Source organism: Streptomyces sp. NPDC030143, from assembly GCF_055573695.1.
On record NZ_JBVIAY010000026.1, the window covers coordinates 25,256 to 51,547 of the forward strand.

The window sequence follows — 26,292 nt, forward strand, 5'->3', positions numbered from 1 at the left end:
ACCGCGGCCTGGAAGGACGAGCATGAGCCGCCCTGCCCTCCCCGATGACACCGAACTCCGCGACCGCGTCCGCGGCCTGGACCTGGACTCCAAGATCCGGCTGCTGACCGGCGCCGACCTGTGGAGACTCCCGGCCGAGCCCCGGCTGGGGCTTGCCGCGGTGACGATGTCCGACGGCCCGCAGGGCGTGCGCGGGACCGGCGACGACCCTGACGAGACCGGCCTCCTGGCCCCCGCGCCGAGTGGGCTCGCGGCGGCCTGGGACCCCGACCTCGCCGAGCGCCTGGGGAAGCTGTTCGCCGTCGAGGCCCGCCGCAAGGGCGTCGACATGGTGCTGGCCCCGGTGGTCAACCTCCAGCGCACCCCGGTCGCCGGACGCCACTTCGAGTACTTCTCCGAGGACCCGCTGCTCACCGGCACCCTGGCCGCCGCCGTCGTACGCGGCCTGCAGAGCCGGGGCGTGGGCGCGTGCCTGAAGCACTTCGTCGCCAACGACTCCGAGACCGACCGCACCCAGTACCGCGCCCGGCTGGACGAGCGGACGCTGCGGGAGGTCTACCTGGCACCCTTCGAGCAGGTCCTCGCCGAAGCCGCGCCGTGGAGTGTGATGGCCGCGTACTCGGGCCTGGACGACGGGACCGTCTCAGCGCCGATGACCGAGAACGCGCGGCTGCTGCGCGAGGTGCTGAAGGGCGAGTGGGCTTTCGCAGGACCTGTTGTCAGTGACTGGGCCGCGACCCGTTCCACCGTGGACTCCGCGGTCAGCGGTCTGGATCTCGTGATGCCCGGCCCCGACGGCCCGTGGGGTGATGCCCTCGCGGCGGCCGTGCGTGCAGGCGAGGTGGATGAGCAGCTTGTCGACGATAAGGTGCTTCGGCTGCTGCGCCTGGCCCGGCATGTCGGCCGGCTCGACGGGCCGGGTCCGGCCCACGTCTCGTCCGAGCCGGCTCCGGAGGAGTACCGGTTGCTGCGCGAGGTCGCCGCTCGCGGCACCGTGCTGCTCCGCAATGAGGCGGACCTGCTGCCGCTGGTACCGGACAGCATCCGCAGCGTCGCGCTGATCGGCCCCAACGCCGTCGCGCCCTACCTCCAGGGCGGCGGCAGCGCCTTCGTGCCGGCGGTGCGCACCGTGTCGTACGAGGAAGGGCTGCGCGACGCGCTCCCCGAGGATGTCCGGCTGACCGTGCACCGGGGCGGCGACGCACGCCTGAGCCTGCCGTACGCCTCCGCCGAACTGCTCACCGATCCCGAGACCGGCGCGACCGGTATACGCGCCGATCACCTGGACGCCGACGGCAACCGGATCGACGGCGAGGCCCGCGTCACCGGGGACTGGACCACGTACGACGGCTTCGGCCCGGCGACCCGCCGGGTGCTGCTGCGCACGGAGCTGACCCTCACCGAACCGGGGACGCACCGTCTGGAGTTCGGCTGCGCGGGACGCTTCAGCGTGAGCATCGACGGCGACGAGGTCCTGGCCGGGGACGACGACCGGGGTGTGGAGCTGGTGCTGGAGTCCAGCCACAACCATCCGCAGCAGCGGGGCATCGACGTCGAGGTCGGGCCGGGCGGGCGAAAGCTCACCCTCGCCCTGGACCTCACCGTCGTGGACGCCGGCGGCTACGGCCGCTTCGTCACCGCCCAGCTGCGGCACACTCCGCCGGGGACCACCCCGTACGAGGAGATCGCCGAAGCAGCCGCCGCCGCAGCAGCCGCCGATGTGGCCGTCGTCGTGGTGGGCACCAACGAGGAGGTCGAGTCGGAGGGCTGGGACCGCACGGGCCTGGACCTGCCCGGCCACCAGAACGACCTGGTCCGCAAGGTGATCGCCGCCAACCCGCGCACGATCGTGGTCGTCAACGCCGGCGCCCCCGTGCTGCTGCCCTGGGCCGACGAAGCACCCGCGCTGCTGTGGTCATGGCTGCCGGGTCAGGAGGCCGGGCACGCGCTTGCCGATGTGCTGCTGGGCTGTTCCGAGCCGTCGGGCCGCCTGCCCTGGACGCTGCCCGCCCGCGCTGAGGACGTTCCCGTCCCCGATGCCCGTCCCCGCGACGGCATCGTGAAATACACCGAGGGCGTCCACGTCGGCCACCGGGCCTGGGACCGCGCCGGACTCGTCCCCGCCTTCCCCTTTGGTCACGGCCTCGGCTGGACCCGATGGACGTACGAGTCCGTGTCCCTCTCCCCGACTCCCGTCTCCGCCGATCTGCCCAGCCCCGCGGGCGGAGACGGGCTCAAGTTGACCGTAGCACTGACCAACACCGGCCCCCGGGCCGGCCGTGAGGTCGTCCAGGTCTACTTGGAGCCGCCGCAGGACGGCACTGACCGGCCGGTCCGTCTGCTCGCCGGCTTCGCCACGGTCCGGGCGGAACCGGGCGCCCGCGTCACCGCCGAGGTACACGTGCCCGCCCGCGTCTTCCGGATCTGGGACGTCGAGGCGAGCGCGTGGCGCACGCCGCCCGGCCGCTACCGCCTGCACGTCGGACGCTCCAGCCGTGATCCGCATCTCACCGCCGAGGTGACCGTCGACGACGGCCGCCCGCACCCCGCAGTCTGACCCACCTCACGGTCAGCCCCTTTTGCCCCACTCACCCCCCCGCGCCCTGTTCAGTCGACCGCAAGGAGCCGCAACCATGCGCACCACTCGTCCCACCGCGAGAACCCTCCAGATCGCCTGCGCCACCGTGGCCGCCGCCCTGCTGGCCACCGGCTGCGGCCGCAGCGACGACTCCTCGGCCTCCGACAACGCCCCGGCGGAGATCAGCAGCGGCAAGGCCAAGGGCAAGATCGTCATGTGGTCCATGGGCGACAAGGCCGACAAGGACCTGCAGAGCCTGGCGAAGAAGTTCGAGCAGCAGAACCCGGATGTGACGGTCCAGATCACCCCGGTGCCGTGGGACGCCGCCCACGAGAAGCTCACCACTTCGATCGCCGGCGGCAACACCCCGGACATGTCCCTGATCGGCTCCACCTGGATGGCCGAGCTGGCTGCCATGAACGGCTTCCAGGCGACCCCGACCTCGTTCGAGTCGTCCGCGTTCTTCCCCGGCCAGTGGGACACCACCAAGTACAAGGACACCTCCTACGGTGTCCCCTTCACCGCCGACACCTCGGTGATCTACTACCGCACCGACATCACCACACAGGCCGGCATCAAGGGTGCCCCGGCCGGCGACTGGGACGGCTACCTGAAGGACCTCAAGGCCATCCAGGCCACCGCGGGCAAGCAGAACCCCAAGCTGCGCAACGCCACCCAGCTGCAGGTCGGCTTCAACTCCTGGCTGTTCTGGCTGCCGATGGTGTGGCAGCAGGGCGGTGACATCTACGACGCCGAAGTGAAGACGTTCACCTTCGACTCGCCCGCGGTCACCAAGGCCCTGGAGTACTACAGCGGCATCTTCAAGGACAAGCTGACGCCGAACGACAAGACCGACGCCCGTCAGAACCTCCAGAACGGGCTGATCGGCACCGTGCAGCAGGGCGCCAGCACCGGCGGCGACCTCCACAAGAACGCCCCCGAACTGGACAGCAAGTGGCAGACCATGCCGCTGCCGAAGGGCACACAGGCGGCCGGCCTGGCAGGCGGCAGTGACCTGGCGGTCTTCAAGGACGCCAAGAACGCCGACGCGGCCTGGAAGTTCGTCAAGTTCCTCACCGAGCCGAAGAACCTGGCCGAGTACGGAGAGGCCAGCGGCGCTCTGCCCGCGGCCGTCGAGTCCTGGTCGGAGGGTGACCTGGGCGAGGACCCGAAGATGGCCGCCTTCGAGAGCCAGCTGAAGGTCACCAAGGCTCCTCCGGCGATCACCACCTGGCAGCAGATCGCCGACGCCATCGACTCCGAGCTGGAAAAGCTCGCCTACGGCAAGGTCACCGTCGCCGAGGTGCAGAAGACCCTGCAGTCCAGGGCCACCAGCATCGGCACCGGCCGCTGACTCGCTGCCGCCCGTAAGCCTCGTACGGACCCGTAGCCCTCGCACGGCCTCGTGTCTTTCGTATCCCTCGTACGGATGGATGACCACCATGCCCACGGACGGATGACCACCATGTCCACGAACACCATCGCCGGGCAGGGCACCGAGGAGCGCGACACCGCCGGCAAACAGCCGGCGGTGCGCCGCCGCACCTCCTCACCGCGGCGCACCGCGCAGGGCCGCCAGGCCCGCGCCGCGTGGATCCTCGCCGCGCCGTTTCTTGCCCTGTTTCTCGCCTTCATGCTGCTGCCGGTCGTCTGGTCGACGCTGATGAGCCTGACCGACACCAAGAGCGCCGACCTGCGCACCCCGCTGAACGTGTCGTTCGTCGGCCTCGACAACTACATACGGCTCTTCCAGGACCCGCAGTTCTTCACCGCCCTGCGCAACACGGGCGTCTTCGTCCTGGTGGCCCTGCCCCTCACCCTGGCCGCCGGGCTCGCCGCGGCCGTCGCCCTCGACCGCGGCATCCGCCGCTTCCGTGCCGTCTTCCGGGTCGGGTTCTACCTGCCGGTGATCACCAGCATCGTCGCTGTCGCCGTGGTGTGGAAGACGCTCCTCGAACCTCAGGCGGGTCTGGTGAACACCGTCCTGGCCTGGTTCGGGATCGACGGTCCGGCCTGGCTGGCCGACACCCGGTTCGCCCTGCCCGTCATGATCCTCATGGCCGTGTGGCGCAACCTCGGCACCGTCATGATCATCATGCTGGCGGGGCTGCAGTCCGTGCCCCAGTCCCTGATTGAGGCCGCCGAACTCGACGGTGCCGGACCCTGGCAGCGGTTCTGGCGGGTCACCTTCCCCCTTCTGCGCCCCGCCCTGCTCCTCACCGCCGTCACCACCGGCATCGGCTACCTGCAGTTCTTCGACGAGCCGTTCGTCATGACCGACGGCGGACCGCTGGACTCCACCCTGTCGACCACGCTGTACGCCTACAAGCAGTTCGGCAACGGCAACTACGACGTCGCGTCGGCGGCCGGCTATGTCGTCTTCGTTCTCATCATCGCGCTGACCGTGCTGCAGTTCCGCGTGCTGCGCGACAAGGACTGATGCCCTATGAGCACCGCACCTCTCGCTCCCGCTGTACAGAAGTCCGTACGTCGTCGCCGTATCCGCCAGGAGTGGGGCCGTCCGTGGCTGTACCTGCCGCTCACGGGCCTCCTGCTGCTTATGGTCACGCCGTTCCTGTGGATGTTGTCCGGGTCGTTCAAGCCCGAGGCGGACATCCGCAAGATCCCGCCCGACCTGATCCCCACCAGGCCCACGCTCATCAACTTCCAGGAACTGTTCGACAGCCTGGACTTCACGAGGATGTTCGCCAACTCCGTGATCGTGGCCCTGGCCGTCACGGTGGGGAACCTGATCTTCTGCTCGATGCTCGGCTACGCCCTGGCAAAGCTGGAGTTCCGGGGACAACGGGCCGTGTTCACCGTGGTCATCGCGACCCTCATGGTTCCCGGCCTGGTCACCTTCGTACCGCTGTACGTCCTGGTGGCCAACATGCAGCTGACCGGCTCCTTGCTCGGGCTGATCCTGCCGTTCCTGGCCACCCCGTTCGGGGTGTTCCTGATGCGGCAGTTCATCTCCACCCTGCCGGACGAGCTGATCGACGCCGCGCGTGTCGACGGCTGCCGTGAACTGGCCGTCTTCTGGAAGATCATCCTGCCGCTGACCAAGCCGGCCCTCGCCACGCTGGGGATCATCACCTTCCTCGGCTCGTGGAACAACTTCCTGTGGCCGCTGGTCGTGGCCCAGAACGAGACCCAGTACACCCTCCCCGTCGGCCTCGCCCTGGCCAGCAGCGGACAGGACTTCACCCGCTTCGGCATCCTGCTCGCCGGCGCCGTTGTCGTCCTGCTCCCGGTGACCGTCGTCTTCCTGCTCTTCCAGCGCCACTTCGTCGCCGGCATCGCCACCACCGGCCTGAAGTGACCCCAGCTCCGGCGCCCTTACCCGGCCCCCACGCGCCGGTTTCGCACCATCCACGTCATGCACGCGCCCCGCCGTGCATGGCCGTCATGCCCGCAAGGAGCCGCACCATGAGAACCACCACCCGGCAATGGCGCCGGACCTCCCTGGCAGCCGCCGCGACTCTGCTCGCCACGCTCCCCGTCCTGCCGTCGGCCACACCAGCTTCCGCCGGCACCGCCGGCAAGGCGTCAATCTGGGTCACCAACCCGTCCACGAAGACGTACCTGTCCCAGCAGTCGCCGGTGACCTGGAAGACCGGACGCGCACCGTCCGGCTCGACCATCACGGTCGACACCACCCGCAAGTACCAGCCGATGACCGGCTTCGGGGCCTCGTTCACCGACTCCTCCGCCTGGCTGGTCGGCACCAAGCTCAGCGCCGCACAGCGGAACGCGCTGATGCGCGACCTGTTCAGCCGCCGCGACGGCATCGGCCTGAGCTTCCTGCGCCAGCCGATGGCCGCCACCGACTTCACCGTGAACGGCAACTACTCCTACGACGACATGCCCGCCGGCCAGGCAGACCCCACGCTGGCCAACTTCACGATCGACCACGACCGGGCGTACATCATCCCCCTGCTGAAGCAGGCCCGGCAGATCAACCCGCAGCTGACCCTCATGGCCACCCCGTGGAGCCCGCCGGGCTGGATGAAGACGAGCGACTCGATGAACGGCGGCAGGCTCAAGCCGGACGCCTACCAGCCGCTCGCCGACTACTTCGCCAAGTTCCTCAAGGGGTACGCGGCAGCCGGCGTCCCGGTCCGCTACGTCACCCCGCAGAACGAGCCGCTGCACGAACCATCGGCCTACCCGGGCATGTATCTGCCCGCCGACCAGGCCAAGACCTTCGTCACCGAGCACCTCGCTCCGACGCTGCGCAAACGGGGCCTGTCCACCGGCATCCTGGGCTACGACCACAACTGGGACGTCACCGGCTACCCCGGGTCCTTCTACGCCGACCCGGCAACCGCCCAGCAGGTCACCGGCACGGCCTGGCACTGCTACGCCGGGGACGAGACGGCGCAGACCGTCGTCCACAACGACTACCCCAACAAGCCCGCCTTCCAGAGCGAGTGCTCCGGCGGCAACTGGGAGGGCGACGAGAAGGGCGCCTTCGCCGGCGTCATGGACAACATCATCAACGGTCCGCGCAACTGGGCACAGAGCATCATCCGCTGGAACCTCGCCCTGGACTCCAGCGGCGGCCCCACCAACAACGGATGCCAGGGGTGCCGCCCCGTGGTGACCGTCTCCCCGAACACCGACGGCAAGTGGACCTACACGCCGACGGCCGATTACTGGGGCCTCGCCCAGGCCAGCAAGTTCGTCCAGCCCGGCGCCCGCCGGGTCGCCTCCAACACCTTGGGCAAGGGCAGCGTCGAAGATGTCGCCTTCACCAACCCCGACGGCTCCAACGCGCTGGTCACCTACAACTCCGGCAGCACGTCACGCACCTTCCACGTGGCCTGGGGCGACCGCCACTTCACCTACACCCTGGCCGCCGGAGCGGCCGCGACCTTCACCTGGACCGGGCCCCAGCACGGCACCACCGACCCGGCCGCCATCGACTCCGTCGATGTCCCCTTCACCAACACCGACGGCAGCCAGGCCCTGATCACCTACGACAGCAGCCTGCTCGCCCAGCAGCCCCAGGTACGCGTCGGCGACGAGTGGCTCGCCTACACCCTGCCCACCGGCGCCTCGCTCACCTCACCCACCGGCGAAAAGGCCCTATCTCGCGACGGCTGGCAGGCGACAGCCTCCGCGAGCAGCGCGGACGCCCCGCCCTCCAAGGCCATCGACGGCGACGCATCCACCCGCTGGAGCTCGGGCCACGGCATGCAACCCGGTGACTGGTTCCAGCTCGACCTCGGCTCCACCCAGACCTTCGACCAGCTCGTCCTGGACAGCACCGCCTCGTCCGGCGACTTCGCCCGCCAGTACGAGGTGTACACCTCCGACGACGGCACCACCTGGGGCGAGCCCATCGCCACCGGCCCCGGCAGCACTGTCACCCGCATCCAACTGCCCACCACCACCGCCCGCTACATCCGCGTGGTCAACAAGGCAGGCTCCGGCAGCTGGTGGTCCATCCACGACGTCTCCGTCTTCGCCCCCGACGGCAAGAACAGGGCGGCCACGGGCACGGACACCGGCCTCCAGCGCAAGAAAGCGACCCTGCCCGACGGCACCCGGCTGCAGGTGACGTACAACTCCGGGGGCTCAGCTGCCACGTTCGACGTCCCGTGGGGCGGCACGACCTACAGCTACCGACTGCCCGCCGGCGCCGCCGCCATCCTCACCACGCGGCCCGCCTGAGCCTGCGGAAACCGGCTGGTTGCAGCCCACACGACGAGGGCCCGCCCAGAGCGCATCTGCGCGGGCCCTCGCTTTTTGTCGCCCTCTGCTTGGCACTACTACGCGGAGGAAGACATGGATGGAGCTGACATCGACGAGAGCGTTGTCCGTGACCTTGTTCGGGACCAGCCCCCCGAAACACTGGCCAGACCTCGAGCTTCGGGTCTGGCGACGCGGTGACGAGTCGGCCGTGCGCCTGCCGATGACCGACCGCGTTTCCGCGCTTCTGGGCGGACAACCCGTTCCGATGGCTCCCCGAACTCACCGAGCGTCTGCCGCTGCCAGTACCGACATCTCCATCGGCCGGCGCCGGACCGAGATCTTCCAGGCAGACAGTTCAGCTGGGCCATGCCGCCGCATCCTTGAGTCCGCCGATGCCTCCGCCAGCGCATCGACGGCGTCTCAGTCGGCGAGTCAGCAGGAGCGGATGGGCTGGGATGCCCCCGGGGCAGGGTCCGGTGCTGTACACCGGACCCTGCAGCGAGCTGCTGAACCGTGATCAACCGACCAGCGTGAACGTCTGTGCCGCTGAATTGGTGCAGGGCTCTTGGGACATGCGGGCGCCGTTGGCGGTGGACGCGTTGTCGACGGTGAGGCACTTGCCGCTGTGGCGGGCCGTGAAGCGGTACTGCCCGCTCGTGCCGACGGACTCGGCGCGCCACTGCTGGTTGGTGCCGCCTTCGTAGCTCCACAGGTGCACCTTGGTGCCGTCGTCGGTGGCGCCGGGGCCGCCGTCGACGTCCCAGACCTTGGTGTTGTGCCGGTTGACGACCTGGTAGAAGCCTTCGCTGGTGGGGCGGAACTGCCAGGACTGGTTGGCTCCGGTGCCGCAGGCCCACTGCTGCAGCGCGGTGCCGTTGGCGGTGCCCCAGTCGGCAGCGTCGAGGCAGGCGCCGCTGCTGGTGTTGGCGACGCGGTACCAGGCGGCCGGGTCGATGGTGCCGGTGGGCGGATCAGTTGGCTCGCCTGTGCCGTTCCACACGAAGGTGGCGACGGCGCCTGCGGGCAGGCTGTAAGCGAGGGACTTGCCGCTGTCGGTGAGGGAGAACTGCTGCGCGCTGGTGGAGGTGTTGACGACGAAGGCGGCGCGGCTGCCGCCGGGGTTTTCGAAGGCCACGTTCTGAACGCCTCCGCTGCCCTGACTGGTGGAACCGATACGGGTGGCGCCGACCTTGAGGAACTTGGTGAGGTGACCGAGGACGTAGTACTCGGCGCCGGGGGTGACGTTGCCGCCCGCGATCTCGACGATGCCGTTGCAGCGGGTGCCGCAGTGGCCGTGGTGAGGGCCGCCGTTCGGGTCGAGGGCGAGGTTCCAGTTGACGACGGTCTCACCGCCGTTGCGCATGTTCTGCACGACCAAGTTCTCGGCGTGCCACCGGAGCGTGTCGCCGAAAGTCCTGGACGCATCCGCGCTGTCGGTGCCGGAGCACTCGGTGAAGAAGACGCGCTTGCCGGCGTTGACGATCTGCTGCTGCGCGGCGGGGGTGCCGCCGTAGCAGTGGAAGGCGGCGCCGATGACACGCTGGATGCCGGGCGTGCGGGAGAACACATTCAGCGGGTAGTTCGGGTGGTCCCAGTTGTGGTCGTACGCGAGGACGTTCGTCGGCAGCCCGTTGGCGCTCAAGGTGCGGTCGAGCACCTTCAAGAACTCGGCCTGCTCGGGGGAGGTCATCGACATGGACGGGTAGCTGGTGGCGAACTCGGGCTCGTTCTGGACCGTCAGGTCGGTGAGCGTGATGCCCTGCTGCTGGTACGCCTTGATGGACTTGACCAGGTAGTCGGCGTAGGACTGATAGTGCTCGGTCCTCAGGCTGCCGCCGCTGAGCGAATTGCCGGTCTTCATCCAGGCGGGCGGCGACCACGGGGAGCCCATGAAGCGGATCGCCGGGTTGATCGCGAGGGCCTGCTGGAGGACCGGGATGATCTCTGCCTGGTCCGGGGCGATGGAGAACTGCCCCTGGGTGTCCTCGTAGGTGTAGAAGCTGTTCGTGGCGTTGAAGTCGGTGCTTCCGAGAGGCTGGCGCAGGTAGTTCAGCCCGATGCCCTCGCTGCTCGAGAACAGCGACTTCATCAGGTCGGCGCGCTTGTCGGGGGGCAGGCCCTGGATGAGGTGGGCGGAGGCTTCGGTGACCGAGGCGCCGGCACCGGTGAACTGCTGGCCCTTGCTGGCGGTGTCGATGCGTATGTCGATGGCCTGCGGTGTGCTGGTGAACGGGACGCTGCCCTCAGCAGCCAGCTTCTTAGCTCCGTCCGGTGTGGTGACCCACACCTGCGCGGTGGGGTCGGCGGCCCGGGCGGAGCCGGCGCCGGCGACGCACATCCCGGTGACGGCCAGGACGAGGGCTGCGCCGGCGGCGCGAGCCCGAACTGCGGTTCTGGGTGATGACATGGTGCAGCTCTCCTTCGGTTCGACCTGACGGGAGGCGTAGAACACCGGCACACCCGGGTACGGATGGGCACTTCGGACGGGCCGGGGCTTTCGAAGGCAGTGCACACGGGGCTGACGTGCCCCGGGAGTGTTCATCGAGCGGCAGTGAGGCGACGACGGGGTGACACGGGAGGAGGACGAGGTGTGGAGTGTCCTCTTACTCGAGGCCGGTGGTTGCGATCCTGATCTGGCCGCTGCCGGAGAGCGGGAGAGGAAGGTGGGGCCGAGGGATGGTGATCTGCTCAGCCCATCGGCTCTCGTCGGTTATCTGGGCGGTAGGCGACCTTACGCCGACCGGCGCAGGAGCTTGGGGAAGACACGGATGGCATACGGATTCCTTCCAACCCATGACGGTGGAGTTTCGTCCCCGTGACGGCGACATGAAAGCACACTTACTAAGTACTTAGAAAGTGGCGTGAGTCACACAATCGCTTGCGGGTGATTACCAGTCAGCGCACACGTCCCGCACGCTCTCATCAGGCTTCCTCGCCCGGCCGTCGATTCCGTGACCGACCTGCGCACCGACTGCACGAAACGCAGGCCCCAAGATTCAGGCCGTGGACAACGGACACCAGCGAACCGTGTCCATAACTTCCGCTCGCACGCCCAGCCCGGCAGCAGATCGGGCGTGGGTACGGGCGTGCCCAGCATTGGCTCCGGTAGCGTCCACGTCACACCGGATCCCTTCCGCCGAGCGACGACGAAAACAACGGCGACGTCCTGTACGCGATCGAGAACGTGCGCAGCGGCAAGGTCCTGGAGTCCTCGGAGCGCAGGAGGTGGCCGGAGCAGTGGTCGCGCAGCGCGCCTACGAGGGTGACGACGCACATCACCAGCAATGGCGGCTGATCCGCGTGAGCTCGCTGACCGACACCCCGCGGGTGTACGAGATCGCGAACCACGTCCTGGCCGCGGGCACCGCGGCGTACATGGCGCTGACCCGCGAGCGCCGGGAGCTGATGCGCGAGTGGGTCGTCCCGCTGCACGAAGCCCTCCACCGGCCGCTCGGATACGCGGAGCAGACCGACCCGCGCCGCTACCTCCACATCCCGAAGAACTTCTCCGACATCAGCGACTGCCAACGGCGAGTCCGTGTCGCTCGTTGAGACGCAGTTCGGCCGCGTCACGTAGGTCTTTGGCCAACGGTTTGCCTCCGTTCGCCCTATAAGCGATGAAGGCGGAAGGAAGTCCTGGTGCGGAGCACGCTGGTGCTGGACGACCTACGGGTCCAGAAGATCAGACGCGCCGACGGCAGCTGGGCGTTCTCGATCCTCTGTCCGGACTACTCGGTCGACGAAGAAGCCGAAAGCTACCTGCGTCTCTACGAGGGATCGGGATCCCAGGAGACCTATGCCCACTACCTCGTAGACCACCTTCGGAGGCGCCTCCGCGAAGGGCTGACGGCGGAGACCACCAGGCTGACGGATCTCCACCGCTACCAGGGAGCGGTGGGTGCGCAAGTGCCGATGCCGTACGGGCGGCCGTGGCGGGTGCCGCCGAAGCGTCCGTACGGCACGTCGGCTCTGTCGATCTCGGCGACCGTTCTGAAGGGCTTCTACCTGCATCAGTGCGTGAGGCGGGGCATCAACGACGAGCTCCGAGAGGCGCTGGACGTCGGTCGGCTGCCCACTCAGGCGGACCGCAAAAGGGTCTTCCTGGGGCATGCGATCACCTCGGTGCCGACGAACCCACTGGCCCCACGGCAGGGCACGCGGCGCCGTTATCCGAAGACGCTGCCGGACGGTGCCAGGCCGGAGCTGGTGGAGTCGGTGAACACTGCCCGGGATGAAATGGTCGTGACCTGGCTGTCCGACACGACCCTGCGGATCGGCGGCCTGACCGGCCTGCACCTGGTCGATCTGCACCTGCGCGAGAACGCCGACTGCGGCGAGTGCAAGAGCCCACACGTCCACGTCTGCCACCGGCAGAACAACCCCAACCGGGCCAGGGCGCAGCGTAATGGTCACGGCACTGCGCCGGGAGGGCGCGGATCCGGTACGCAAGGGCCGGCCGTGGAGCCTGCCGCTGGAGGACCGGGTTCTGCTGGTCGCCGCGTACTGGCGCACGAACCTCACCCTGCGCCAGCTGGCCCCGTTGTTCGGGCTGTCCAAGTCGGCTGCGGACCGCATCATCGACCACCTCGGACCCTCGCTCGCGCTGCAGCAGCGCAAGCGGTTCCGCAAGGACACCGTGCTGATCGTGGACGGAACCCTGGTCCCCACCCGTGACCACAGCATTGCCGAGCAGTCGAAGAAGTACCGGTACTCCACCAACCATCAGGTCCTCATCGACGCCGACACCCGCCTCGTCGTCGCCGTCGGCCGGCCCCTGCCCGGAAACCGCAACGACTGCAAGGCATGGGAACTGTCCGGCGCCAAAGCCGCCGTCGGCAAGACCACGGTGATCGCCGACGGTGGCTACCGCGGCACCGGCCTGGTCATCCCGCACCGCCGAGAACGCGGCCAGGCCGACCTCCCGGACTGGAAGGAAGACCACAACCGTTCGCACCGCAACGTCCGCGCCCGCGTCGAGCACGCCTTCGCCTGCATGAAGAGCTGGAAGATCCTCCACGACTGCCGCCAACTGCCGCGCCCGGCCCGCGGTTAGCACTGCAACGGTGTTTGTTCTGAGTGCTGGGCGGTTTTCAGGGGCTGTGTCCGCGTCGTTTGTAGTGGCTGATGCGGGCCTGGTGCTGGCGTCGTCGTCGCCAGTGTGACCAGTGCAGGAGGTGCTCGGCGGGCACGGGCCGGCGGTCGGTGAGGCGGGTGATCAGGCGTCTGATCTCGGCGACGCTGTAGTGGATGAGGTGGGAGGATCCGTTTCTGCCTTCCTGGTGTCCGGTTCGCGGGCCCGCAGGACGGTCAGGCAGGCGTGGGCGGCCATGGCGAGGGTCATGTGGCCGTGCCAGCCGGGATAGCGGCGGACCTGGTAGTCGTCCAGGCCGCACTCCTGCTTCGCACTCTGGAAGCACTCCTCGATCGCCTACCTGCTGCCGGCGATACGGATCAGAGCGTCAAGGGTGGTGTCGGCTGGGCAGTAGGCGATGTAGTAGGAGATCTCGTCCGGTCGGCTGACGCTGCGGCGGGCCAGGACCCAGTGCCGGCGGTCGGGCCGGTGCCAGGGCCGCACCTCAACTCGAGCCCAGTCGTAGATGCGCCGGCCGTGGGCGCCGTCACCGCAGGACCGACGCTTCCACTTCTGTCTCGGCAGGCCGGGGAGCAGGTCGTGGACGGGGTGGTCGATGGCCCAGCGTGTGACGACGGTGTGACGGGTGGTGGCCATGACGTGGAAGACATCGGCCTGCTCCAGCTCGGACCGGGGCAGCCCTTGCTGAAGCCGTAGGCGGCATCCGCGGTCACCCACCCAAACGGGATCTTGTCCTTGATCGCCCGGCGGACCATCGCCTTGGCCATGGCCGCCTTCGTCTCAAGGCAACCGTGTCGTCGATGCCGGCCCGTCGGCACCGTTCGCGGTCGTCCGTCCAGGAGGTGGGCAGATACTGGCGGCGGTCGATCAATGTCCTGCCGCGAGCAGTTGCATTGCCGAGGAAGACGCCGATCTGGCAATTTTCCGTCCGTCCGGCCGTGCCGGAGTATTGCCGTTGCACCCCGGCCGAGCGCACGCCCTTTTTCAGGAAGCCGGTGTCGTCCACGATGAGAACCGCCTCCTGGTCTTCGAGGTTGTCGACCACGTACCGAGCACGTCGTCGAGAACCTCATCGGCGTCCCACTCGATCCGGTTCAGCATCCGATGGATACGCTCCGGGCCCGCGTGGCCGGCTTCCTCCGCCAGGGTCCAGCCGTTCTTACGCTGCAGCGGAGCGATCAGTCCCCGCATATAAGCCAGTGCCGACTGACGCGGCTCCTCCCTGTTGAACCGGTGCACGAACCGCTCGTGCACCGCGTTCAGTTCACTCGCCCACAACCTGACATCAGCAAGGTCCCCACCCATAACCGCACCAACGACCGAACTGGCCAGCAATCACGGCAAACACCGTTGCAGTACTAGCCCTCGCCCTCCTCCTGGTCTCTTTCAGCCGCAAGCAGGTCCAGCAGATGCTCGACAAGGCCGCGGACATGACCGAGGCGGTCGGCGGACGGCCGAGGCCGTATAGCGTCGTTGTGTAACGCGCCCGCAGCTACGCAGCGAGGGAGCAGCGCGCGCAGCGCTTCCGCTACGGGCGGGACGAAGGCGCTCAGGAGATGCGGGTTGAGCTGGAGCGAGAAGGACAGCATCAGCTGGCCCTGGTCCTCAGCCCCTTGGTGGCGCGGTATCCACCGCAACGCGACCGTCTGGCCAGGGCTCCGCTTTCCTGCCCGCCATCGTGCGGAGCACCAGCTACCGTGCCACGGCATACAGGAAACCGTCGTCGCTGCCCACGAACACCGCTCCTCGCGTTACGGCAGGGGAGGCGTGTATGCCACCTCCGGTTTCGAGGATCCAGTGTGGCTTGCCAGACGCCGCGTTCACGGCGTACGCCTGTCCTGCACCCCTGTCATTCACCCCTCCCACATAGACCATCCCGTCTGCGACGACCGGCTGCGACTCGATCGAGCCGTTCGACGTGAACGTCCAGCGAGGTTTGCCTGTCCTTACGCTGACCGCGTGCAGCGTGCCGTCGAAGTCGCCGACGTAAACGGTGCCGTCCGCAACGGCCGGGCTTGAGGACGACGCTCTCCCAATGCTGTGCGCCCACCGCTGCTGGCCGCTTGCCAGGTCGATTGCGCGCAGGTACCCGTCATGGGTGACGACGTAGACAGTGGAACCCGAAGCAACCGGATCCGACGCCGCGAGGCTGGCCTCGCGGGTGGCCCATCGCTGCCGTCCCGTGGCCGTGTCTACCGCGTAGGTGGTGCCTTTGCCGGTGAGAGGGCTCGCTGTCCCGTACTCCGTACTTGCGACGCACAGCGTGCCGCCTGCGAGTGCAGGGCGGCTGACGATGAAGTTACTGGGTCCGGTGGTGTCACCAAGCGGGAACGTCCAACGCTGCCGTCCCGTGGCCGCGTTCACCGCGTACAGCCTGCCACTGCTGTTGCTGACGTACACCGTGCCGCCGGCTACGACCGGCGTTGACACTGACGCCTTCCACCTTGCTCCGTCATGCAGGGGAGGGAGTTTGTCCGTGGCCAGGACCCAGCGTTGCCCGCCTGTGGCAGTATCCAGTGCATAGAGCGTGCCGTCGTTGCCGCCGATATAGAGCGTGCCGCCGGACGCCGTGGGCGACGACGTGCGGAAGGCTGTTCCTGTGGCCTTTGTGCGGAATGACCAGCGTGGCTTGCCGGTGTCCGCGTTCACCGCGTGGACGTGGCCACCGGCGCTCTGCACGAACACCGTGCCACCGGATACGGCGGGCGTGGCCACGGATCCACCGGTGGCGAAACGCCACAGTGGCCTGACGGGTGTGGCGCCTGGCGATTTTGTGTCTGGGCTGACGTGGCCGCCAGGCTTTTCGGTCTTGCTGTTCAGCAGAACGATGGCTGTGGCGACGGTGAGTGCGGCAGCGGTCCCGCCAAGCAGCACGCGCCGCCGGGTGACGGGGTGCTCCGGGGCTGGACTGCTTGTGGTGCTGTCAAGTTCTGCACCATGGAGATCCGGGGGCGCTGCCTGCGGGGAGGCCGGCCCGTGAAGCGGGTCGGACGCGTCATCGGCCACCGTGGCGGCTTCTGGAGGAGCGGGCGCCGTCCCGGCCGTGGGCGGGCCTGGCTCCGCGCGGTGGTGTGCAGGCCTCGTTGGCGGTGTCAGCGGTTGGGTGGGTAGGTCGCCGGCGGTGCTGGTGCGGATCGTGCGGGCGACGGGTTCTGGCAGCCATGAAGCTGGCACCGTGCCGGTGTGCCGGGGTGCGGAAGCGAGCTGAGCGAGCAGCTCTGGCACCGTGGGGCGGTGATCGGGCCGCTTTACGAGGCAGGCTGCGAGCAGCGCGTGCAGCTCCGGTGGTAGGCACGTGAGATCAGGGGACTCGTGCCGGACGCGGTAGTGCACGACATCGGGTGCGCCAGTGCCGAACGGTCCCATGCCCGTGGCTGCGTGAACGAGTACAGCACCAAGGGCGAAGACATCGGCGGCCGGGCCGATTCGGCGGCCGGCCAGATGCTCGGGCGCGGTGAAACCCGGAGACCCGATCACAGAGCCGGCGCCCGTCTGGGTGCTCGCGACGTTCGCGAGTGAAATACCAAAATCGATCACACGGGGCCCGTCCGCAGCCAGCAGGATGTTCGAGGGCTTCAGGTCCCGGTGAACCACCCCAGCTGCGTGGATCGCCTCCAATGCCTCCGCCAGCCCCGCGCCCAGTGCCCGCACACAGTGGACGGGCCAGGGACCATGCGCCGCCACCGCCTCGGACAACGGGATACCGGGCACGTAGACCGTAGCCAGCCACGGCGGATCGCCCTGCGGATCGGCGTCGATCACTCCGGCCGTGAAGGCACCGTTGACCCGCTGGGCGGCGGACACCTCCCGCGCGAAACGGCGCCGGAAGTCCCCGTCCTTCAGCCGATCAGGCCTCACCAGCTTGACGGCCACCGGACGGCCCCCAGGCGAGCGCCCAAGGTAGACCTGCCCCATGCCCCCAGCACCGATGCGGGCAACAATCCGGTACCGGCCGACCTGCTCCGGGTCCCCTTCCCTCAAGCCATCCAGCGTCATTGCCGCAGCCCCCCGTCATGCCCCGCAGCTCCAGCCCACCGCCGTCGATACAGCATCATCCCGGGTGCCCTCCAGCCGCGTCTCAGCGTTCAGAAAGCGGGAAGGTGCGGTTCCTCCGGCCAGGATTCTGGGTCACGCACGTACTCCGCCTCCGCCACTGCGGAGAGGATCCTCCAGGGAACTGCGGGGAGGTCTTCCGTGCACCCTGTTGACGCGCACTTCGCGCAGTCCCGGCCGTTTCATAGGTGACCGCTCATAAAACACCGCCCGGCCGGCAGGCCCGTCTCGGGGTCGGTCAAGAGGCTCGGGGTGGTGTGTCGTTCCGGTTCGTGAAACATCGTCGGGCGGCCACAACAGGGGCACTTCATCAGATAGAACAACGCGAACTCTCACGATCGTCGGAGTGGTGTGGGTAGACGCGGACGGCCCCATGGGGAAGGACCGTTCTTGTGCGGGGCTGTTCCAGGGAGATCCAGCCGGAGACCTCGGTCGGGGCGAACACCACGCCACCGCCGTCACACCGGCCGGGAAGAAGGCCTTCGACAAGCGCCTGCCCAACACCGAGCCCAAGCTCCGCGAGCTGTTCGCGAAACTCCAGGCCAAACACGGACGGTGCTGGTCGTGGTCGACCACCCGGCCCCCATCGGCGCCCTGCCGCTGGCACAAAGCTGCTGATCTGCGGGAATGGTCGGAAACCCGGGACTGGCTGACCATCTACTACCTGCCGCCCTACGCACCCGACCTCAACCCCATCGATGGGATCTGGTCACTCCTGCGACGCGGCTGACTCTCCAACGTAGCCTTCAGTACGCCGAACACCTCGTCCAGCGCATCCGACGCGGTCTACGGCACATCCAGTACCGCACCCAGCTCATAGAGGGCTGCCTCGCCGAGACCGGCCTGGCCAACAGACCCGCCTGACCAAACAGCACGACATCACGAGTGCCAGCTCAGTAACCATCGAGAGCAACGCCTACACAGAAGGGATACACACCATGTTTTCTTCCTCCGCTCCTCATGTGGCCCAGATACGCCGTCGGAACGTCGTCAGATTCGCGGCGGCAGCAGCAGGGTTATTGCTCGCGGGAGGCCCTGGTGTCGCACGGGCCAAGGCACGGACTGCAGATGGTGTCACCATACGGCTGCCCGCGCCGACGGGCCCGCACCCGATCGGGGTCACCTCTCTCTATCTAGTTGATCCTTCCCGACGCGACGCGTGGGATCACGCGATCCCTGTACGGGAGGTCGTGGTCACGGTGTTCTACCCAGCCCGTACCGTTCGCGGCTACCCGGTCGCACCGCAGATGACCCCCAGCGCCGCGGCGCTGTTCAGCAACATCGACACGCGTCTGCACGGCCTGCCCCTGTCCGGTGTGGACTGGGCGGCCACTGCGTCGCATGCCCATACCGGCGCGCCCGCCCAGCCCACACGACGACCGGTGCTCCTCTACAGCCCGGGCGGCGCCGACCCGCGCACCGTGGGCACCTCGGTCGCCCAGGAGCTGGCCAGTCACGGCTATGTGGTGGTCAGCGTGGATCATCCCGGCGACGCCAGCGAGGTCGAGTTCCCGCAAACCACGGCGTACCGGAGCCTGCCGTACCGCATAACGGTCTTCCGGGACGACCCTCGTAAGGACCCCCGCATTGCCCGCACCATGATCGACACCCGGATCGCTGACCTGCGCTTCGTTCTCGACGAACTGGCGGCCCTGGCATCCGGACGCAATCCGGATGCGGCAGGGCGCGCGTTGCCGGAAAACCTCGGTCGCGCCCTGGATTTGAGGCGGGTGGGCTGCTACGGCCACTCCGCCGGCGGCACCGCCGTGGCCCAGGCCATGTACGAGGAGCCCCGTATCAGTGCGGCGGTCAACCTGGAGGGTTTTCTGAACTATCCGCCGGACGGCCCCCATCAGCAAGGGGAGCTGTACCCGGTCGCCCGCTACGGCGTGGGCCGGCCGCTGATGCTCCTGGGGACTGATGGATTCATCGGCTCGGATGAAGCGAAAAGGGAGTTGGATTCCTCGTGGTCGGCCATGATGGCCCACGGGTGCACCCTCCGACAGCAGGTCGACCACGCCACGCACTGGGTGTTCACCGACTACGCCGCCATCGCACCGCAATTGCAGGCGGCGGGGCTGATGACGGCCGAGGCCAGGCTCGCGCTGGTCGGCACGATCGACCCCGCCGTATCGGTGCCGACAGTGCGGCGCCACCTACGATCGTTCTTCGCCCGGAACCTGCCCCGATGACCCGTCGGCGATCAAGAGCGGACCCCCACGAAAGCTGCCCCGCCTGCGGGAGCGGGCCCAGCAGTCCTCATTGCCACTTGGACGTCGTCTCATTTGGCGAGTCTGCGGTAGCAGATGAGGCTGCAGGCGATGGCGGTGAAGGCCAGGAAGTGCCCGGCCTTGCGTTCGTAGCGGCGGTGCAGACGGCGGCAGCCGCCCAGCCAGGACATCGTGCGCTCGATCGTCCAGCGATGCCGGCCAAGCCGGGTGGAGGGCTCGATGCCCTTGCGGGCGATGCGGTGCCGGATGCCTCGCTTGCGCAGCCATCGGCGCAGGTGGTCGTAGTCGTAGCCCCGGCCGCATGCAGCTTGGCGGGCCGTCGTCTGCGCGGGCCGCGGCGGGAGCGGATCGGCGGGATGCCGCGCACGAGCGGCTCGAGTGCCTGGCTGTCGTGCAGGTTCGCCCCGGAGATCCCGATCGAGAGGGGTAAACCGGTCCGCCCGGTGATCAAGTGGATCTTCGAGCCCTTCTTGCCCCGGTCGACAGGATTCGGACCTGTCAGGTCCCCCCCTTTCAGGGCCCGCATGTTCACCGAGCCGATCGCGCAGCGCGACCAGTCCAGCTCTCCGCGCGAACCCAGCTCGTCGAGGATGAGGCGGTGGAGCTTCGCCCAGACCCGGGCGGCACTCCACTCGGTGAAGCGCCGGTGCGCGGTCGGTCCCGAGGGGCCGAAGACCGGCGGCAATTGCCGCCAGGTGCAGCCCGTCGTGGCCACGAAGATGATCGCGGCCAGCACCTCGCGATCCCCGTACCGGCGCCGGCCGCCGCCCTGCGGCCGCGATGGAGCAGGTGGGACCACCCGTGAAACAGCTCCCACAACCCGTCCGGCACCAAGCGGGTGCGACCATCGTGCTCATTCACACCAGCCGTCCGCTCCGTCACCAGGTGTCATCCTGGCAGGTGGACGGCCCGGCAGACCAGATGCCGTCAAGGGAATTCACCGTCGCCCGCCGCCCTTTGCCTGCCGCAGAGTGTCCTCCCGCACACATAGACCCATCCGCGCGGGTCGAGCCCGCACCTACTGACGTCTACCGCCGGGCCGGCGCGCAGACGAGCACGATCACCCGAAGGTGTACCACACGAACGCGGCCAGCCTCAGACAGCACTTCATCAGCCCTTTACGACAAAGATCACGCCAGCCTGGCCCAACGCTGAACGCCATGAACACGCGGGGGCGATACTCGGTCTGCCGCCTGACCACACATGATCACGGCATGAGCGGGGGAGATACCGCGCTGGATAAAGAGGGGGAGCCAGTGGCCGCGACGGAACGGGACCTGCACGAGCAACACCGGGCCATGACCTCGGACCTGGCCGCCCGGCACGCCCGCGTCCAAGAACTCGATTTCGCCGACCCGGAGTTCGACGGCCAGTACACCGCCATGATGCAAGGAGCCGAGGAACTCCTCGCGTTCGAGCAGACGCTGCCGACGCGGCTGGCCGAGCCGCAGCGGCTGCGGAGCGCGAAGATCGTGCGCTGGTCGTGGCGAGGTCAGACCGCAGTGTCCATCGCGCTCATCACCGCAGTCGTCGTCCTCGACCGCACTGCCTGGTGGCTTCTGCTGCTCATACCCCACTTGCTGGCCACGCTGCTGGGGTGGTCGATCAAGGTGACCGTGCAGCAGCACAAGCAGCAACGCGTGATCGCCTTCGCTCTGCACGCCCTGTGCGTTCTCGTGATCCTTGTCGCCCTGGGAGTGCTTGCCGCCTGGTGGTGGATCATCGCCGTCCTCATCGGCTGGGCCTTGATCGGCGGAGCCTCTGCATTTGCTCCACAGCAGGGGGCGAGGAAGTGACCGAGGACCTCGACCGCCGCCTGCGGGATACCGACCGCCGCCTCCGCGATCTTGACCAGCGAATCGACGACCTCGATAGCGGCCACCAGAGCCTGAAGAGCAAGTTCGGCTATACCGAGGACCTCGACTACGAGCTGCGCGACATCCGCAGCGACATCTCCGGGTGCGACGACAAGATCGACAAGGTTGAAGAGGAGCTGGGCGACCGCATCGGAGACACAGAGCAGGCCATCAAACGCCTCACGCAGCACGTGCGGCTGCTCGACGGCCAGCTCAAGTTGTCCGGAGGAGTGCCCGCCGCGGATCTGGACACCTATGCCAAAGACCAGCACGCCCTCGCCCGCACCATGCTGAAGGGCTGGAACGCCCGTAGCCTGCTCCTGGGCGACCACGACCGCCACACCCACCAGGTGCGCGTCCGGCACCACCGGGAAACAGCCGAGAGGCACCGGACAGCGCTCGTAGCAGTCGTCGACGCTATCGGCGCCTTCACAGCCAGCCGCTACGGCACCACCGGTCATTCCGAGGCCGCGGATCGGCTCCGCACCGCAATCGCCGACGAGGCAAGACTTCGCCAGGACCTTGCGCGACAGGCCCCACATGCCGAGGAGTCCGCGACCGCCCTGGCGGACGACGCCTCGACCCGCGCGGACAAACAGCCTGCGATGTCGGCCGGCGACCGCGCTGAAAAGCGCCTCACGATGGCTTTGCGCAGCCGCCTGGCCGACGCCGTCAGCAGCCGCGCACTGCTGCCCGCCTGGTTCGTCACCGTCCTCGGAGCAGCACCACCCGCCCGAGCAACGGACCAGTGGCTGGAGATTGCCACGCGCGTCCTGCTCTACCGCCTCACCTACGACATCACCGACCAGGTCGTCGCCCTCGGCCCCGAGCCCTCTGACGCCGACCGGCATCGCCGCAGCTGGTACGAACAGCTACGCAAAGACCTACGGCGCTGGTGAACAGCTTTCCTGCCCCCACGCCCCGAAGGGTGACCATGCTCCGCGACGCCACCCACTCCCACCTCTCCGGCCACTTCGACCGCTGGATCGGCCCGCTATACGGCGTTTGGCCCGATGGCCACGACGACTGGTGCACCCGCTCAAGCGGATCGGCGACCTCGGCAAGGGCCGCTTCGCACAGCGCCTCGCCGCGCACATTGCCCGGGTCGACCTGGACGCCCGGATCCGGTCCGAAGCCCAGATCGCGGACGATGTCCCGCTGGACGAGCAGGCCCTGCACCGCCTGGGCACGGCTTCCTACCTCTTCCTGGCCATGGAACGCATCGGCCGCGCGGCCCGCGGAACGCCACTGCTCACCGGCCACGCGGCAGCGGGCAGGGCAGCGATGCAGGTCAGTGTGCGCAGCGCGGACACCACCGGCGGCAACGGCGCGGCGAAGTAGGCTCCAGGGCGCGGATGGTCGGGATCGGTGGGGCATCGTCGCGTCGTTCCCAGCGGATCCGCAGGCGGCGGAAGCCCGTGCAGTCAGGCGATCGTCCGCTCGACCACCCAGACGACACCTGGCGATCCACGGCCGATCATGTCCTCACCGGCACGCACCGCATGCTCGCAGCGGACCGCTCGGCGACGTTCTGGGCTTCGCGGCTGGTGGAGCTTGCGGCACAGTGCCGCGCACTGCTCGTCCTCGCCGAGCACCGTGCCAGTGGTGCTGCCCGAGCCAGTGTCCTGGCCGCCCTCCAACCAGGCCTGGGGGGCAGGACACTGGCTCGGGCACCCGGCGGACACGGCCCCCGGCCCGGACTCGGACCCGTACACGGCCTCTCCGGCCGGTCGGCCGCCGCCGTGGCTCAGGAGTAGGTCATCGGGCAGCCGTAACGCAGGGAGTACTGCGCAGCGCGCAGGTAGAGCGCCACGTAGAGGGCCGTGTCCAGGTCGTCGGCCCACGGTCCCGGCCGCACCCGGGCGGTCCGCTCCGCCCCGCCCTCCAGGAACCACAGGCTCAGTGCGAGGTTCTCGCCCGGCGGTATCGCGTCCACGGGCAGTCCGACGGCATCGGTCAGCCGCTCGGCCAGGGCGAGCACCCGCGGGGCCCCGGCGACCGCTGTCTTCTCGCCGGAGTACGCGGTGCCGACGGTGGCTCGGGCGAGCCGTGGCGGATCACGGACACCACGAGCCCGCGCGCGATCGGCCGCACCCAGGCTCAGCAGCGGGGCTGGGCAGCGGGGGACCGGTTCGGCTTCGCCGTCCTTGAGGCACCTGGCCGACAAGGAAGAGCGGATCGAGGCGGAGATCGCCGCCTTGGAGGCCCAGGTCCAGGCCCGCCGTCGGAGGGGCCGCCGAGGCGGCCGCCCGCCCGGTTTCGATGCTCAGGCAACACCCGTCTGCGCGCGGGGCTGCCGTCCTCGTGGGCCGTCGCGGCGTGCCGGCAGCCGGGCCGCCGGGCTGGCGATGGTTTTCAAGCTGGTCGAGTCAGCCCGGGCCCGCTGGGCCGACCTACTCGAAAACTCGGACGTGACATGGGTCTGTGCTTCAAGCGCCTCAATGAGCCGTAGCGGCGGGTGCGGTCGTGGCTCAAGTAGCTTCAAGGGGGTGAGTGCGCCCTGACCGGCGGGGCCTGCCGACGCGGAGCTGTCGGCCCTCCTCGACTGGAGCGTGCTGGTGCTGTTCGCGCTGGAAAAGCGAGGTCCAGGCGTGCGACGGCGTCGATGCTGTAGAGGCGGTAGCCGGCCGGGCTGCGGTCCGTCGGCGCCACGTACGGACATTGAGGGCGTACACCCCCAGCCGGGCCCCGTACTGCTCCTCCAGCCCGCGAAGACCGGTGACACCGTCCGAGGCGCGGGCGGGCGCGGTCGCGAGCAGGGCCGTGGCGGTGGCCGTACCGGCCACAAGCAGCGTGCTGCGTCCAGGCGATACCCACGCTGTTGTTGGTGCCGTAGGAACCACCACCCGTAGAACGCGGAGCCCGTGGCCGCTCCCTGACGACGGGTGGCCATCTGGAGCGTAAGGCAATGCCCGGCTCACCACCCCGCCACTCGATCACTCCGACCGCTCGACGAGCCCATCGTCGACGCCGCAGGGGGCGTAAGCACCCTCTGGTCCAGGAGCTCGTTGCCGGGCAGGCCGCGACAGCGGGGAGCCTGCTGTGACCGCACAACTCGCCCTCGGTACCTACCGGTGCCAGGCGATCCCGGAGGCGGCCGTCCGCGCGGCCGCCTCCGGCGCGCAGTGGGTCGACACCGCCCCCAACTACGCCACCGGCCGCGCGCAGACCCTGCTGGCCCCGGCCCTGGCCGCCCACCCGCTGCTGAACGTCTCCACCAAGACGGGGTACTTCACCGCGGCCACCGGCACCGACGCCGTGAACGACGGCGTCCTCAACCAGGACCAGGCCGCCGCCGGGCACAGCCTCGCCCCCGACTACATACGCTGGCAGACCGGCCGCAACCGCGCCCAGCTCGGGCGCGACCGCCTGGACCTGGTCCTGCTGCACAAGCCCGAGCGCGCCCACCCCGGCGACCGCTCCGCCCTGCACCGCGCGATCCGTGACGCCTTCGCCGCCCTGGAGGAAGCCGCGGCGGCCGGGCACGTGACCGGCTACGGGATCGCCACGTGGGCGGGCCTGGAGGAGGAAGCGTTCACGGTGGGAGAGCTGCTCGCCCTGGCCGCCGAAGCGGCTGGCGGACAGCACCACCTGGCCGCCGTCCAGCTGCCGGTCAGCCTGGTGATGATGAGGCCGATCGTGCAGGCCCTTCACGGCCGTGGCCCGCTCCTGGCCGCCGCCGGGGCGGGACTGCGGGTGATGGCGTCGGCCCCGTTGCACGGCGGGGAGCTCTCCGCCATGGTCGACCAGGAGCTCGCCGACCTCATCCGGCCGGGCCTGACCCCCGCACAGGCGTGCGTCCTCGCCGTCGCGTCATGCCCAGGAGTGACAGACGTCCTTCTCGCCGCCTCCGGTGCGCCACACTGGATGGGAGGCGGCCGACGCCGTCGCCCAACCCTCCCTGACCGCCGCCCAGTTGCGGGAGATCACCGGTGTACTCGCCTCCCCCTGACCCAGACACCGAACAGCGCATGCGCGCCCACTACGCGCACACCGCGAAGGCCCTCGACGTCCAGGTGGAACCGGGCGCGGTGTTCTGGGGGTGGGCGGGGCGCACCCTGGGTGCCCCGGGCCCGCACCGCTACGGGCGTGCCCGCCTGGCTGCGCCTGGTGTCGGCCCCGGAGGACAAGGTGTCGGGGGACGGCGCCCTCGATGCCCAGCACGCCTTCGGCGACCTCGACGGCCACCGGCCCGCCCTCCTGGCCGTCCACGACGCCGTCGACGACGGCATCGCCTACCGGGCCCGGAGCTGTCGGTCCGCGTCGATGACTCGGTCCTGTCCGACGACCCGGTCCTCCAGTACGAGGGCCAGCTGCCGGACTCCTGGTGGAACGACCTCGCAGGGACGCTGGAGAAAGTGGCGGCCACAGGCACCGGCCGCGTCGCCGTACGTCAGCAGTACATGGAGCGGGCCATCCCCGAGTTCGTCGGCATCCCGGCCCCGGCCGTCTCCTGCTGGACCACAGCCCACGCGGATGTTCACTGGACGAACCTCACCTCGCCACTGCGCCTGATGGACTGGGAAGGATGGGGACAGGCCCCGGAGGGATTCGACGCCGCCACTCTCTACGCCTACTCGCTGCTCCAGCCGGACACTGCCGCCCGCGTCCGCGTCGCCTTCGCCATCCTGGGCAGTCCGGCCGGCCTTGCCGCCGAAGCAACCGTGTGCGCCCAGCTGCTCCAGACCGTGGCCCGCGGAGACAACATGGTCCTCGTAGGACCGCTTCGGAACTGGGCTGAGGAACTCCGCCGCCGCTGAGCCCGCGTGGTCGCCCCGACCA

General features: G+C 69.0%; 15 protein-coding genes and 5 pseudogenes. 15 read left to right on the top strand and 5 right to left on the bottom strand.

Features of this window, described 5'->3' with window-relative positions:
* The first annotated feature begins 22 nt into the window (after nucleotides 1–22).
* From ACZ4YY_RS31790 to ACZ4YY_RS31810, 5 genes are all read left to right on the top strand, one after another.
* Nucleotides 23–2,557: a beta-glucosidase gene (locus tag ACZ4YY_RS31790; protein ID WP_468298211.1), complete on the top strand. Its 2,535-nt coding sequence runs from the start codon at nucleotides 23–25 to the stop codon at nucleotides 2,555–2,557.
* Nucleotides 2,558–2,633: 76 nt separating this feature from the next.
* Nucleotides 2,634–3,932 carry an extracellular solute-binding protein gene (locus tag ACZ4YY_RS31795; RefSeq protein WP_468298212.1) on the top strand — a complete coding sequence of 433 codons (1,299 nt, stop codon included), beginning with the start codon at nucleotides 2,634–2,636 and terminating at the stop codon, nucleotides 3,930–3,932.
* Between the two features lie 102 nt (nucleotides 3,933–4,034).
* Nucleotides 4,035–5,018 carry a carbohydrate ABC transporter permease gene (locus ACZ4YY_RS31800; protein ID WP_468298296.1) on the top strand — a complete coding sequence of 328 codons (984 nt, stop codon included), beginning with the start codon at nucleotides 4,035–4,037 and terminating at the stop codon, nucleotides 5,016–5,018.
* Between the two features lie 6 nt (nucleotides 5,019–5,024).
* Complete coding sequence (locus tag ACZ4YY_RS31805) at nucleotides 5,025–5,900, top strand: carbohydrate ABC transporter permease (RefSeq protein WP_468298214.1); 876 nt, start codon at nucleotides 5,025–5,027, stop codon at nucleotides 5,898–5,900.
* A 107-nt stretch (nucleotides 5,901–6,007) separates the two neighbouring features.
* On the top strand, nucleotides 6,008–8,257 hold the full coding sequence (locus ACZ4YY_RS31810; protein WP_468298216.1) for a discoidin domain-containing protein: 2,250 nt from the start codon (nucleotides 6,008–6,010) through the stop codon (nucleotides 8,255–8,257).
* 538 nt (nucleotides 8,258–8,795) lie between these two features.
* Here ACZ4YY_RS31810 and ACZ4YY_RS31815 read toward each other — a convergent pair.
* Nucleotides 8,796–10,685 (bottom strand): RICIN domain-containing protein, encoded by a 1,890-nt coding sequence (locus ACZ4YY_RS31815; RefSeq protein ID WP_468298218.1) that lies wholly within the window; start codon nucleotides 10,683–10,685, stop codon nucleotides 8,796–8,798.
* Nucleotides 10,686–11,503: 818 nt separating this feature from the next.
* Between ACZ4YY_RS31815 and ACZ4YY_RS31820 the strand changes: the two genes are divergently transcribed.
* Nucleotides 11,504–11,830 carry a hypothetical protein gene (locus ACZ4YY_RS31820; protein ID WP_468298220.1) on the top strand — a complete coding sequence of 109 codons (327 nt, stop codon included), beginning with the start codon at nucleotides 11,504–11,506 and terminating at the stop codon, nucleotides 11,828–11,830.
* 853 nt (nucleotides 11,831–12,683) lie between these two features.
* A pseudogene (locus ACZ4YY_RS31825) lies at nucleotides 12,684–13,304 on the top strand (transposase); the annotation flags it as partial.
* 189 nt (nucleotides 13,305–13,493) lie between these two features.
* Here ACZ4YY_RS31825 and ACZ4YY_RS31830 read toward each other — a convergent pair.
* Together ACZ4YY_RS31830 and ACZ4YY_RS31835 are read right to left on the bottom strand one after the other, a co-directional pair.
* Nucleotides 13,494–14,675, bottom strand: a pseudogene (locus tag ACZ4YY_RS31830) (IS701 family transposase).
* Nucleotides 14,676–15,062: 387 nt separating this feature from the next.
* Complete coding sequence (locus tag ACZ4YY_RS31835) at nucleotides 15,063–17,366, bottom strand: outer membrane protein assembly factor BamB family protein (RefSeq protein WP_468298222.1); 2,304 nt, start codon at nucleotides 17,364–17,366, stop codon at nucleotides 15,063–15,065.
* 430 nt (nucleotides 17,367–17,796) lie between these two features.
* On the opposite strand from ACZ4YY_RS31835, the pseudogene ACZ4YY_RS31840 reads away from it, so the two are divergent.
* From ACZ4YY_RS31840 to ACZ4YY_RS31850, 3 genes and pseudogenes are all read left to right on the top strand, one after another.
* Nucleotides 17,797–18,026 (top strand): annotated as a pseudogene (locus tag ACZ4YY_RS31840) (IS110 family transposase); the annotation flags it as partial.
* A 1-nt stretch (nucleotide 18,027) separates the two neighbouring features.
* Nucleotides 18,028–18,287, top strand: a pseudogene (locus ACZ4YY_RS31845) (transposase); the annotation flags it as partial.
* A gap of 326 nt (nucleotides 18,288–18,613) precedes the next feature.
* Nucleotides 18,614–19,615 (top strand): alpha/beta hydrolase, encoded by a 1,002-nt coding sequence (locus ACZ4YY_RS31850; protein ID WP_468298224.1) that lies wholly within the window; start codon nucleotides 18,614–18,616, stop codon nucleotides 19,613–19,615.
* Between the two features lie 89 nt (nucleotides 19,616–19,704).
* Here ACZ4YY_RS31850 and ACZ4YY_RS31855 read toward each other — a convergent pair.
* Nucleotides 19,705–20,515 (bottom strand): annotated as a pseudogene (locus ACZ4YY_RS31855) (IS5 family transposase).
* Between the two features lie 395 nt (nucleotides 20,516–20,910).
* Here ACZ4YY_RS31855 and ACZ4YY_RS31860 point away from each other — a divergent pair.
* From ACZ4YY_RS31860 to ACZ4YY_RS31870, 3 genes are all read left to right on the top strand, one after another.
* Nucleotides 20,911–21,450 carry a hypothetical protein gene (locus tag ACZ4YY_RS31860; protein WP_468298226.1) on the top strand — a complete coding sequence of 180 codons (540 nt, stop codon included), beginning with the start codon at nucleotides 20,911–20,913 and terminating at the stop codon, nucleotides 21,448–21,450.
* A complete protein-coding gene (locus ACZ4YY_RS31865) occupies nucleotides 21,447–22,409 on the top strand; it encodes a hypothetical protein (protein WP_468298228.1) in 963 nt (320 codons plus the stop codon). Before ACZ4YY_RS31860 ends, ACZ4YY_RS31865 begins: the two co-directional genes overlap by 4 nt.
* Before the next feature lie 106 nt (nucleotides 22,410–22,515).
* Nucleotides 22,516–22,851, top strand: a complete 336-nt coding sequence (locus ACZ4YY_RS31870) for a hypothetical protein (RefSeq protein WP_468298230.1) — start codon at nucleotides 22,516–22,518, stop codon at nucleotides 22,849–22,851.
* A gap of 406 nt (nucleotides 22,852–23,257) precedes the next feature.
* Here the strand turns inward: ACZ4YY_RS31870 and ACZ4YY_RS31875 are convergent, their stop codons facing one another.
* Nucleotides 23,258–23,677, bottom strand: a complete 420-nt coding sequence (locus ACZ4YY_RS31875) for a hypothetical protein (protein WP_468298232.1) — start codon at nucleotides 23,675–23,677, stop codon at nucleotides 23,258–23,260.
* Between the two features lie 875 nt (nucleotides 23,678–24,552).
* Between ACZ4YY_RS31875 and ACZ4YY_RS31880 the strand changes: the two genes are divergently transcribed.
* Both ACZ4YY_RS31880 and ACZ4YY_RS31885 read left to right on the top strand, forming a co-directional pair.
* Nucleotides 24,553–26,025 (top strand): aldo/keto reductase, encoded by a 1,473-nt coding sequence (locus ACZ4YY_RS31880; RefSeq protein WP_468298234.1) that lies wholly within the window; start codon nucleotides 24,553–24,555, stop codon nucleotides 26,023–26,025.
* A complete protein-coding gene (locus tag ACZ4YY_RS31885; RefSeq protein ID WP_468298235.1) occupies nucleotides 26,025–26,270 on the top strand; it encodes a hypothetical protein in 246 nt (81 codons plus the stop codon). Before ACZ4YY_RS31880 ends, ACZ4YY_RS31885 begins: the two co-directional genes overlap by 1 nt.
* The last annotated feature ends 22 nt before the right edge of the window (nucleotides 26,271–26,292 follow it).